A 10,814-nucleotide genomic window follows, 5' to 3' on the forward strand; every position below is an offset into this window, starting at 1 on the left:
TCCTGGGGCGTTGGGGTGGTGGCGGCTTAGATTGCGTCGGTATCGGTTTCGCCGGTACGGATGCGAATCGCCTGTTCCAGATTGACCACGAAGATCTTGCCGTCACCGATCTTGCCGGTGTTGGCAGCCTTGGTTATCGCCTCGATAACCCGATCCAGATCCTTGTCGTCAATGGCGACATCGATTTTCACCTTGGGCAGAAAATCGACCACGTATTCCGCGCCGCGATACAGCTCGGTGTGACCCTTCTGCCGGCCGAAGCCTTTGACTTCAGTGACGGTAATGCCCTGCACGCCGATCTCGGACAGCGACTCGCGTACGTCGTCCAGCTTGAACGGCTTGATGATGGCAGTGACTAGCTTCATGAAAACTCTCTCCCGAATTGGTGGACTTGCCCCAGGAAAACAAACCCGACTCAAGTCTAAGCGCAGTGCCTGGCTTTGTAACGCATCGTCGGCCTTACCTGCCCGTCCGACGCCAGCTAACCGCTCCTCACGAAACTCCCCGTTTCGCTTGGCGCACTGCATTCGTCACAGCGACTGCATCAGTGCATGGGTCACTAGGCACTAAGCAGAAAGCTTGCCATCTCCACAAATACCCATGAATTCAATGGCTTGATCGCAACCATCCGACCCTGCGCCAGAAGGGTCCGCCGAATACGCACAACAACAGTGCGATACCGTCCGTCCGCATGCGCGAAAAGCGTGCATCCCTGCAGTCGGGATTGACTATAGACACTGCGTGATACACTGCTCGCCATTGTTTCCAGGACCTTTCCCATGCTCGCGCCCAAAGACTTCCTCGACGCCCTGAGCGGCACCGCCTCCCGCCTCTTCAGCGGCGACAACCCACTGCCGAAAAGCGAAATCGAAAGCCAGTTCAAGGCTTTGTTGCAGAGCGGCTTCACCAAGCTGGACCTGGTGAGCCGGGAAGAATTCGACAGCCAGATGGTCGTACTGGCACGAACCCGGGCACGGCTGGAGAGTCTTGAAGCGAAAGTGGCCGAGCTGGAAGCCAAGCTCAACCCGCCCGCCGAATAACCCCTGATTTGAAATGCAGCCCCCTGTAGGAGCTGGCTTGCCAGCGAAGGCGGCCTATCTGCCAACAAAGATGTAGAAGCAGTCGAAGGCTCAGGCCGCGCGTCCTCGGACGATCTCCTGATCCTACGCCCCGCAACCATCTCAGCAACGTCCTACAAAGATCACCACCGCCGTCCGATTGCGCCGCAAAGCCCCGGTTCCTAAGCTCACCCAATGCTGAATATTCAGCACTGGGTTTGGCGACCTGGAAAGCCCCGACGCACCGCGACCACGTTCGAACCAGGGAATTATTCCCATCTCGAATTATGGCGGCTTTGCGTGGGAGACCTTCGGGTCTGCCGGTTTTCGGGCTTCACCGGTTCGCCAATCCGCGCACAGCTGCCACCCTTTTCGTTTGGCGACGATCAGAGGCAGTTTTCTTCATTCGAACCCGAGAACTGCACGATGGACGAAAACTATCTAGTCCCCCACGTCTTCACCCGCCACAACCTCCACCTCCACGCCCTCCTCCTGCAAAACCAACCCTGGTTCAGCGCCCGCGACCTCGGCCGACTGCTGCGCCTCTTCCTCGACGAACGCACCCTCCGAAAACTCGATCCCGACCAACGCCAAAGCGCAAAAATACTCACCTACGGCAGCATCAAAAATACGCTGCTGATCAGCGAATCAGGTGTCTACGCGCTACTGGTCTATCACTACTGCCCTGAATACCGAGCCTTACGCGAATGGCTGACCCACGATGTGGTGCCAGCCCTCAGAGACGCCCAGCACCCGACCTCAACCGAACGCCCGATTTTGAGCCGGCTGAAATGGCCGCAGATGTCGTTGAGTTTGCTGCACTGGAATAACCAGCCGTGGATTCGGCTGCAGGATGTGCCGCACCTGCTGTCGAATGAAGAATCGGCACAACATGCGGTCAATGTGCCGTGGTGGAAAAAAGCGTCGCGAGTACTCCAGTCGTTATAGACAACCTAACCACGCTCGATATCGTCACTGCGCACTTCGTAGGTCGATTGCAGATTCAGCCAAAAATCGGGCGTGGTATTGAAGTGAGTGGCCAGCTTCCTGGCAAGATCCGGACTGACTCCCGTGCTCTGCGCTACAAGTTTTGTCAGTTCAATCTCGAAATCAGGAAGCTGGCAAGCAAGATCAGCCACCGTGGCGCCCAGTGGCTCAAGAAACTCCTGCTCAAGGATTTCTCCGGGATGAATCGAGCGCATTCCATTAGTGTTCATGTTCCCTTCTCCGGGTGGCTTGATCTGCTGTGATCATAAGCAGCACCCTCGAGCACACAAGAGCGCCCCCGCTATTCAGGCATTGGCCTTCATACATTTCGGAACAGTCCTACAAAAACTGCCTCTCACACCTGATTCGTAATCCCGTCTCTCTCCGTTACCTTCTGTGGTCAGATCTAGCAGGAGGTGTGTATGAGCAAAAAAAAGCGAAAGGCAAAACTGCTACATGTTGCAGCGTTTCACGCCGAAGCGCTTCGGCTGCTCGGAAATATATCGGCCAGCCAACGCCGCCTTTTTGAAGTCGCCGCCGCGCACGGCAAAGAACTTGAGCCAGTTGGTTTACTGGCCGGCAAACGAAGGTAGTCGGACAGGTGCCACGCGCAATACCGAATCAGAAAAAAAAGGCGTCCAACGGACGCCTTTCAGGTAATTTTGAGGAGTAGTCGCAGCGATTCTTTAGCTCCCAGCCTTGCGACCTTGGGTTCAGAATCCGACAGGCGAGCCCGTCGTCACTACTTCAGAGAAACCAGCTTTCTCTGCTGCCAAAAATGCGGGGGGGGCCTTAGCTGGTGCCCAGTCCCGACGAATGCGCAGTTGCAGTCCTCAAAAACGATGATTCGTTAATGCCAACCTCTAGTCAATATTTCAAGTGTAAATCTTCCGTGAAACGCCCCATTTCGGAGCTTGCCAATCAATCACCTAGTGCCGCTGACTGGACAGCAATACGGAGGACAAATGAATCATGAGCTCGCAATCGGGGTGCAATGAATGTAGGCACCCTGAAAGCAAAAAGACGCCATAGGCGCCTTTTTGCAATGTATTCAGGGCTGGTAGTCGCAGCGCTTGCTTAGCACGTCCGAGAAACCTCTCTCGAAAGGGGTCGAAAGCCAACCATTGTTGCCGGTTGCCGCTACCACAGGATCCACGAATCCTGCACATCCACAGCATTGAGGCAATATCGTAGTGAACCTCAATACCCCTGCTCTATAAGAGCCCTGGACCAAAATCTAGCAATTGCAGAGGGCCTACTCAACGAATAGCTGACTAATTCATTGACTAAATACTGCCAATCGGCGGACTGCAAAGAAGTCATTGATACGTCTTGTAAATCTCTGCTTGAGCACTGTATTCCAGCTCGACTACCCTTCAAAAACCGCAGGAAGCGGTTCTCCATCAGCTCAAGGAACGACCATGTCCCTCTCCATCGTCCACAGCCGCGCCCAGATTGGCGTGGATGCACCCGCCGTCACCGTGGAAGTCCATCTGGCCAACGGTTTACCTTCGCTGACGATGGTCGGCTTGCCCGAAACAGCCGTAAGGGAAAGCAAGGACAGGGTTCGCAGCGCGATCATCAATTCGGGGCTGCAATTTCCGGCGCGGCGTATCACGTTGAATCTGGCTCCCGCCGATTTGCCAAAGGACGGCGGGCGGTTCGATCTGGCGATTGCCCTGGGGATCCTGTCGGCCAGTGTCCAGGTGCCGACCTTGACGCTGGACGATGTGGAATGCCTAGGGGAGTTGGCGCTGTCCGGTGCAGTGCGAGCCGTGCGTGGTGTGTTGCCGGCGGCACTGGCCGCGCGCAAGGCGGGACGGACATTGCTGGTGCCGCGGGCCAATGCCGAAGAGGCGTGCCTGGCGTCGGGGTTGAAGGTGATTGCGGTGGATCATCTGCTGGAAGCCGTTGCGCATTTCAATGGTCATACGCCCATCGAGCCTTACGTCTCGGATGGCTTGATGCATGCCAGCAAACCCTATCCCGACTTGAATGAAGTACAGGGCCAACTCGCGGCCAAGCGAGCGTTGCTGATTGCGGCGGCGGGCGCGCATAACCTGCTGTTCAGCGGGCCACCGGGAACGGGGAAGACCCTACTGGCGAGTCGTCTGCCGGGGTTGTTACCGCCATTGGCAGAAAGCGAGGCGCTGGAAGTTGCGGCGATTCAATCGGTCACCAGTTGTGTGCCGTTGAGCCATTGGCCGCAGCGACCGTTTCGCCAACCCCATCACTCCGCTTCCGGGCCGGCACTGGTGGGTGGCGGCTCGAAACCTCAACCCGGTGAGATCACCCTTGCCCACCATGGCGTGCTGTTCCTCGATGAACTCCCGGAATTTGACCGCAAAGTATTGGAGGTATTGAGGGAGCCACTGGAATCCGGCCACATCGTGATCTCCCGCGCCAGGGACCGCGTACGCTTTCCGGCGCGTTTTCAGTTGGTCGCAGCGATGAATCCTTGCCCCTGTGGATATCTTGGCGAACCGAGTGGTCGCTGTTCCTGCACACCGGACATGGTCCAGCGTTATCGCAACAAGCTGTCGGGTCCGTTACTGGATCGTATCGACCTGCACCTGACCGTCGCACGGGAGGCCACGGCGCTGACCCCCTCGTCGAAGCCCGGCGATGACACGGCGACTGCCGCCGCGAGGGTTGCCGATGCCAGGGAGCGGCAACATAAACGCCAAGGCTGCGCCAATGCCTTCCTCGACCTGCAAGGCCTGCGCCGGCACTGCAAGTTATCCACAGCCGATGAAAACTGGCTGGAATCCGCCTGCGAGCGCTTGACCCTGTCGTTGCGGGCGGCCCATCGACTGCTCAAGGTAGCGCGCACCCTGGCGGACCTTGAGCAAGTTGATGGCATCACCCGTGAACATCTGGCTGAGGCGCTGCAGTACCGGCCAACCACTCACTGATGGCCTTACTCCTTGGTGAGATCCACCAACGGCGTCTGCCGCACCTCGGTTTCCCGCCCATCCTGAATCTCGCTCACCCGCTTCAGCGCCTGATCCACAGCGCCCTTGTCCGCCAACAAGCTATAGCTGATCCGGAACTCCTTCTGCTCCTTCGGCCCAATCGTCGGCACCAGACCCAGTGGCCGTTGATACCGGCGGTTGTAGGAAAAGCTCGTTCCTGGCTCAAGACCCGTGACATAGCCCTGCCCTTGGGTATCGGTGTTTTTCCACAGGGAGAACACAGGCAACGTTTGGGTATTGAAGCCGACCGAGACACCCAGGCTGCCCGCCTTGTTGTGCAGCACGGTCAGCGTATCGCCCTTGGCGTCGGCATAGGGCACCACGTTGTAAACCGTTTCGTCGTAGACCTTGGTCGGTGCGCGGTAGGTTTGCCAGTCCGGCAGATCGCCTTTGGCCTTGTCGTTGAATGGCGATACCTGTTTCACCGGCGCGACAAAGCGGGCGCCCTGCTCGAGGAACGGGGTGCTGAAGTTGCTGTGGTAGAGCGCTTGGTATTCTTTCGAATAGTCGCCGTTATTGCGCAGGGTATCGTTAAGGCTAAAGCTCGCACTGCCAGGTTCGGTAACCAATTCGGTCGCGACGGAGAAGTCGACTTTCTTGAACGCCTGCTCTTTCAGCTCGCCGCGCAGGCTGATGGCGTGCGGCGGTTTTTCGTCGATGTGCAGGGTGACTTTATTGGCCGGGATGTTGGCGGCGCGACCGTGCAGGGTCAACAGTTCGCCGTTGTCCATGCCGGGGTGGCCGACCCATTCGTAGCCGCAGCGGGTGACCAGTTCGTTGAAGCCTTCCAGCCAGCCCAGGCCGCCGCGACCGTTGAGTTCGATGAAGGATGGATTGACCACCTCCTTGACCGGCGAATCCCAGCCCATGCGCACATCGCCTACGGAGGCCTGCAGGACGTTCATCCCACGGGTCGGCACCACCGAGAGTTTCATGGTGCCGTTATCGATGTCGACGATGCTGACGCCTTCTTGCCGACCGCCGTGCAAGGTGCGCAGGGTAACGGAGAAGGGTTTATCGGTTTTCACGCCGAGTTGCTGACTGGTGATCTGCCAGTTCTGGGCGGCCTTGTCGGTATCGAGCAGGACGTAGTCCCAGGCCATGGCGTGGGAGGCGGCGGACAGTGCGCTGAGGGCAACGAAAAGTTTTAGCGGGGTCATGGCAGGAGCCTTTCTTGGAGTTGTGCCATTTTTATAGACTTGCTGAAACGATTCATCAAGTCTTATAGATAAGGTTCAGCCCAGACGCTCGACGTCCGGCAGCTCCATCGCCCGCACTTCGCCCTGCAGGAAATCGCTGAGCCGGCGCATACGCTCACCACCCGGTCGGGTTTTCGGCCAGACCAGGTAATATTTCTCACCACTGGCGACGGCCGTGGGCCACGGTAAACTCAGACGTCCCTGTGCAACATCCTCCGCCACCATCAACAAATCCCCCATGGACACGCCGTACCCTCGGGCGGCAGCGATCATGCCCAGCTCCAGCGTGTCGAACACCTGCCCGCCCTTGAGCGACACCTGGTCGGCCAGGCCCATGCGCTCCAGCCAATTGCGCCAGTCACGACGATCCGGGGTCGGGTGCAGCAGTTCGGCATTGGCCAGGCGCGCGAGGTCCCACGGTTGATCGTTCAGAAGATTCGGCGCGCCGACGGGAATCAGCTCTTCCGGAAACAGGAAACTGGCCTCCCAGTCTGGAGGAAAATTGCCGTTGCTGAGGATGACGGCGCAGTCGAACGGCTCATGATTGAAGTCCACCGAGTCGACGTCCATCCAGGCGCTGGTCAGTTGCACCTCGTTGCCCGGTTGCAGATGGCGGAAACGGCTGAGCCGCGCCAGCAGCCAACGCATCGTCAGGGTGGACGGCGCTTTCATGCGCAGGATGTCATCTTCGGCGCGCAACGTATTACAGGCTCGTTCCAGGGCCGTGAAGCCTTCGCGGATGCCGGGCAGGATCAGCCGCGCTGACTCGGTCAGTTGCAAATTGCGCCCGCTGCGGTGGAACAGCCGACAGGCGAAATGCTCTTCGAGCGTACGGATGTGCCGACTGACTGCACTCTGAGTGATCGACAATTCTTCGGCGGCGCGGGTGAATGAACTGTGCCGCGCCGCTGCTTCGAATGCGCGAAGGGCATATAAGGGAGGAAGACGACGGGACATCAGGAAGACTCCTACAGCGTAATGAGATGAAGTTAACAGAAACTTCCTGGCATGAGTTTTAATCATGCCACCCATCCTTTTTATCCCTTTGTGAAATGCTCGCAAAGCGCCGAGAATCGACGCTCTCCTGCTAACTTTATCGATCGAGCGTGATGACCATGCAGCATCCAGCGCGCATTGAACTCTGGGCCATCCTGCGGCTGGCGGGGCCGTTGATTGCCTCGCAGTTGGCGCACATGTTGATGGTCCTCACCGACACTTTGATGATGGCGCGCCTGAGTCCCGAGGCACTCGCCGGCGGCGGCCTTGGCGCGGCCAGTTATTCGTTCGTGTCGATCTTCTGCATCGGCGTCATTGCGGCGGTCGGCACCCTGGTAGCGATCCGTCAGGGTGCCGGCGACATCGTCGGTGCGGCGCGCCTGACCCAGGCCGGCTTGTGGCTGGCGTGGTTGATGGCGCTGGTGGCGGGTTTGGCGCTGTGGAACCTCAAACCGCTGCTGTTGCTGTTCGGCCAGACCGAAACCAACGTCGAGGCGGCCGGGCAGTTCCTGTTGATCCTGCCGTTCGCCCTGCCCGGCTATTTGAGCTTCATGGCCCTGCGCGGTTTCACCAGCGCCATCGGCCGCGCGACGCCGGTGATGGTCATCAGCCTCGGCGGCACGGTGGCCAACTTCCTGCTCAATTATGCGTTGATCACCGGTATGTTCGGCTTGCCGAAAATGGGCCTGGTGGGCATCGGCCTGGTGACGGCGATCGTTGCCAACCTCATGGCGCTGGCGCTCGCGCTGCACATCCGTCGGCATCCGGCCTACGACGCTTATCCACTGCGCCAGGGCCTGTCGCGGCCCAACCGTCAGTATCTGAAGGAACTGTGGCGCCTCGGCCTGCCCATTGGCGGCACTTACGCGGTGGAAGTCGGGCTGTTTGCCTTCGCCGCGTTGTGCATGGGCACCATGGGCAGTACGCAGTTGGCGGCGCATCAGATCGCCCTGCAGATCGTCTCGGTGGCGTTCATGATTCCGGCGGGGCTCTCCTACGCGATCACCATGCGCATCGGCCAGCACTACGGTGCGGGGCAACTGTTGGGCGCACGGCTGGCCGGACGAGTCGGGATTGCTTTCGGGGCGGCCGCGATGCTGGGCTTTGCGATGGTCTTCTGGCTGCTGCCGAATCAGTTGATCGGCCTGTTCCTGGACCACAACGACCCGGCGTTCCGCGAGGTCATCAATCTGGCTGTGAGCCTGTTGGCGGTGGCGGCATGGTTCGAGCTGTTCGACGGCGTGCAAACCATTGCCATGGGCTGCATTCGCGGGCTCAAGGATGCCAAGACCACGTTCCTGGTCGGGTTGGGCTGCTATTGGCTGATCGGTGCGCCGGCCGCCTGGTGGATGGCGTTCCATTTGGATGGGGGACCGACCGGTGTCTGGTGGGGCCTGGCACTGGGGCTGGCGTGCGCGGCGGTGAGCCTGACGCTGGCGTTTGAGTGGAAGATGAAGCGGATGATTCGGCGGGAGCCTTCGTCAGGGGCCAACTTCCAAATCGCCCAGGCCGACTGAGATCCCCTGTAGGAGCTGGCTTGCCAGCGAAGGCGGTGGGTCAGACGACCCATATGTTGAATGACACACCGCTTTCGCTGGCAAGCCAGCTCCTACAGGAGTTGTGGCGGCCGTCGGACCGCCATGCCCCTCTGGGTTGCGGTGGCCGTCAGATCCCCACATCCATCATCGGCTGCTGACCGCTGCCAAAACTCAGATACTCAATCAACTCCGCCAACGGCAACGGTTTGCTGATCAGATACCCCTGCACCTGATTACACCCAAACCCGCGCAACAGACTCAACTGCTCCGGCGTTTCCACCCCTTCGGCGACCACTTCAAGATTGAGGTTGTGAGCCAGGTTGATCATCGCATGCACCAGTTTGCGATTTTCTTCGCGCTGTTCCATGCCGCCGACAAAGCTCTTGTCGATCTTCAGCAAGGCAATCGGCAGGCTGTTGAGGTGCACGAACGAAGAGAATCCGGTGCCGAAGTCGTCCAGGGAGAAGCGTACGCCCAGGCGCCCCAGGGCATCCATGGTCTGTTTCACCAGATCGCTGCGGCGCATGACCGCGGTTTCGGTCAGTTCGAACTCCAGCCACTGCGCCTCGACGCCGCGCTCGGCAATCAGCCGGCTCAGGGTCGACAGCAATTGGCTGTCCTGAAACTGGCGGAACGACAGGTTGATCGCCATGTGCAACGCCGGCAAACCCCGTTCGCGCAGCGCCTGCATGTCCCGCAAGGCGCGGGAAATCACCCAGTAACCGAGGGGCACGATCAAACCGCTTTGCTCGGCCAGCGGCACGAATTCGCTCGGTGGCAGCAAGCCGCGTTCCGCATGCCGCCAGCGCACCAGGGCTTCGAGGCCGACGATCTGCCCGTCCGCGAGGTTCAGTCGTGGTTGGTAGTGCAACTCCAGCTCATCGCGACGCAAGGCCCGGCGCAGCTCACTTTCGAGGTCAGCCATGCTGCGGGCATTGCGATTGATGCGCTCATTGAAGATGTGAAAGGTGCAGCCCTGTGTGCTCTTGGCCTGCTGCATGGCAATGTGCGCGTGCCACATCAGCGGGTCGGCACCGGCCTGGGCCCGGGCATGGGCAATACCGAGGCTGGAACCGATCAGCAGGCTTTCGCCGTCGATCCAATAGGGCTCGGCCAGCGCTTCGGTGATGCGTTCGGCCATCCACTCGGCGCGTTCGGGCGCGCGACGGGTGTCGATCAACAAGGCAAACTCATCGCTGCCCAACCGCGCCAGCTGATCGCCGGCTTCGAGTTGGCTTTTGAGCCGAGCGACCACTTGCAGGATCAATCGGTCACCGGCCTGATGACCGAGGGAGTCGTTGGCATGACGGAAGTTGTCGAGGTCGAGGTGGCCGAGCGCCAGGCCGCGGCCTTCGTTTTCCGCCAGGCGCGCTGCCAGCAAGGTCTGGAACCCCTGGCGATTGGCGATGCCGGTCAGCGGGTCTTGCTCGGCCAGGCGCTGCAGGGTGTTTTCCAGCAGGCCGCGCTCACGCACATGGCGCAGGCAACGGCGCAGCATGCCCGCATCCAGCAGATCGCGCACCAGCCAGTCGCTCACACCATCGGGCGGCGACAGCGGCTCATGTTCGAGCAGCAATACCGTCGGCAGATTGCAACGACCCGGCAGCGGCGCAAGCGCCGGGATCGTCAATAACACCGCGCTGCGGTTGTCATCGAACAGACGGCTGACCGACTCCCAGCTCGGCGCGCTGATCAGCACGGCCGAGCTCCCCATCGGAGCCAGACACTCGCGCAACAACGCCGCCCACTCCGGCTCTTCGGCCAGCAGCAGCAAACGCAAGGGTTCGACGGGCGTAGACAAGCTGGCTCCCCAGACTCTGCAATGATGTAGGCGGCGGGCATTATGCAGCGCCGGTCATCAATGACCAAATGACATCGGTTGTTACGCAACCATGAACTCGAATGTCGAACCCTGGTCGCAAATTCACCGCGCATCCTGCGCGAAAGTAACAAAACCGGCAATCGGCGAAAGCGCACTGCGTCACAAGTCGGAGAGAGCAGCACAATTCGCTGAGCCTGTTAAAATGCCGGCCCATTTCGCAAACGACTCCCTTATTTCGT

Annotated in this window: 10 protein-coding genes; 5 read left to right on the top strand and 5 right to left on the bottom strand. The window is 59.7% G+C overall.

The features are described 5' to 3' along the window. Positions 1 to 26: 26 nt before the first annotated feature. Positions 27 to 365 (bottom strand): P-II family nitrogen regulator, encoded by a 339-nt coding sequence (gene glnK / locus ELQ88_RS33980; RefSeq protein ID WP_002555808.1) that lies wholly within the window; start codon positions 363 to 365, stop codon positions 27 to 29. Positions 366 to 779: 414 nt separating this feature from the next. Here glnK and ELQ88_RS33985 point away from each other — a divergent pair, with 414 nt between their 5' ends. Both ELQ88_RS33985 and ELQ88_RS33990 read left to right on the top strand, forming a co-directional pair. Next, entirely contained in the window at positions 780 to 1,040 is a 261-nt protein-coding gene (locus ELQ88_RS33985) for an accessory factor UbiK family protein (protein WP_138969471.1), read from the top strand. 444 nt (positions 1,041 to 1,484) lie between these two features. After that, positions 1,485 to 2,006, top strand: coding sequence for a Bro-N domain-containing protein (locus ELQ88_RS33990; RefSeq protein WP_138969472.1), 522 nt, complete (start codon positions 1,485 to 1,487; stop codon positions 2,004 to 2,006). 5 nt (positions 2,007 to 2,011) lie between these two features. Here ELQ88_RS33990 and ELQ88_RS33995 read toward each other — a convergent pair whose 3' ends face one another. Next, positions 2,012 to 2,275: a HigA family addiction module antitoxin gene (locus ELQ88_RS33995; RefSeq protein WP_128872538.1), complete on the bottom strand. Its 264-nt coding sequence runs from the start codon at positions 2,273 to 2,275 to the stop codon at positions 2,012 to 2,014. 192 nt (positions 2,276 to 2,467) lie between these two features. On the opposite strand from ELQ88_RS33995, the gene ELQ88_RS34415 reads away from it, so the two are divergent. Beyond that, complete coding sequence (locus ELQ88_RS34415) at positions 2,468 to 2,638, top strand: hypothetical protein (RefSeq protein WP_178084731.1); 171 nt, start codon at positions 2,468 to 2,470, stop codon at positions 2,636 to 2,638. Positions 2,639 to 3,466: 828 nt separating this feature from the next. Beyond that, entirely contained in the window at positions 3,467 to 4,960 is a 1,494-nt protein-coding gene (locus ELQ88_RS34000; RefSeq protein WP_138969473.1) for a YifB family Mg chelatase-like AAA ATPase, read from the top strand. A 5-nt stretch (positions 4,961 to 4,965) separates the two neighbouring features. Here the strand turns inward: ELQ88_RS34000 and ELQ88_RS34005 are convergent, their stop codons facing one another. Together ELQ88_RS34005 and ELQ88_RS34010 are read right to left on the bottom strand one after the other, a co-directional pair. Continuing rightward, the gene (locus ELQ88_RS34005; RefSeq protein ID WP_138969474.1) at positions 4,966 to 6,180 is read right to left on the bottom strand and encodes an aldose 1-epimerase family protein; all 1,215 of its coding nucleotides are present in this window, start codon (positions 6,178 to 6,180) and stop codon (positions 4,966 to 4,968) included. Positions 6,181 to 6,255: 75 nt separating this feature from the next. Beyond that, positions 6,256 to 7,176 carry a LysR substrate-binding domain-containing protein gene (locus tag ELQ88_RS34010; RefSeq protein WP_128872535.1) on the bottom strand — a complete coding sequence of 307 codons (921 nt, stop codon included), beginning with the start codon at positions 7,174 to 7,176 and terminating at the stop codon, positions 6,256 to 6,258. A 158-nt stretch (positions 7,177 to 7,334) separates the two neighbouring features. Between ELQ88_RS34010 and ELQ88_RS34015 the strand changes: the two genes are divergently transcribed. Then, positions 7,335 to 8,732: a NorM family multidrug efflux MATE transporter gene (locus ELQ88_RS34015; RefSeq protein WP_138969475.1), complete on the top strand. Its 1,398-nt coding sequence runs from the start codon at positions 7,335 to 7,337 to the stop codon at positions 8,730 to 8,732. Positions 8,733 to 8,880: 148 nt separating this feature from the next. On the opposite strand, the gene ELQ88_RS34025 is transcribed toward ELQ88_RS34015, so the two are convergent. After that, on the bottom strand, positions 8,881 to 10,554 hold the full coding sequence (locus tag ELQ88_RS34025; RefSeq protein ID WP_138969476.1) for a bifunctional diguanylate cyclase/phosphodiesterase: 1,674 nt from the start codon (positions 10,552 to 10,554) through the stop codon (positions 8,881 to 8,883). Positions 10,555 to 10,814: the final 260 nt, after the last annotated feature.

This window comes from Pseudomonas sp. MPC6 (assembly GCF_006094435.1).
Lineage (GTDB): Bacteria > Pseudomonadota > Gammaproteobacteria > Pseudomonadales > Pseudomonadaceae > Aquipseudomonas.

What these genes read in the sequence shown, in the direction of transcription:
- ELQ88_RS34010 (WP_128872535.1), bottom strand. Translation starts at nt 7,176, where the DNA reads ATGTCCCGTCGTCTTCCTCCCTTATATGCCCTTCGCGCATTCGAAGCA.
- ELQ88_RS33985 (WP_138969471.1), top strand. Translation starts at nt 780, where the DNA reads ATGCTCGCGCCCAAAGACTTCCTCGACGCCCTGAGCGGCACCGCCTCC.
- ELQ88_RS33995 (WP_128872538.1), bottom strand. Translation starts at nt 2,275, where the DNA reads ATGAACACTAATGGAATGCGCTCGATTCATCCCGGAGAAATCCTTGAG.
- ELQ88_RS34000 (WP_138969473.1), top strand. Translation starts at nt 3,467, where the DNA reads ATGTCCCTCTCCATCGTCCACAGCCGCGCCCAGATTGGCGTGGATGCA.
- ELQ88_RS34015 (WP_138969475.1), top strand. Translation starts at nt 7,335, where the DNA reads ATGCAGCATCCAGCGCGCATTGAACTCTGGGCCATCCTGCGGCTGGCG.
- glnK (WP_002555808.1), bottom strand. Translation starts at nt 365, where the DNA reads ATGAAGCTAGTCACTGCCATCATCAAGCCGTTCAAGCTGGACGACGTA.
- ELQ88_RS34415 (WP_178084731.1), top strand. Translation starts at nt 2,468, where the DNA reads ATGAGCAAAAAAAAGCGAAAGGCAAAACTGCTACATGTTGCAGCGTTT.
- ELQ88_RS33990 (WP_138969472.1), top strand. Translation starts at nt 1,485, where the DNA reads ATGGACGAAAACTATCTAGTCCCCCACGTCTTCACCCGCCACAACCTC.
- ELQ88_RS34005 (WP_138969474.1), bottom strand. Translation starts at nt 6,180, where the DNA reads ATGACCCCGCTAAAACTTTTCGTTGCCCTCAGCGCACTGTCCGCCGCC.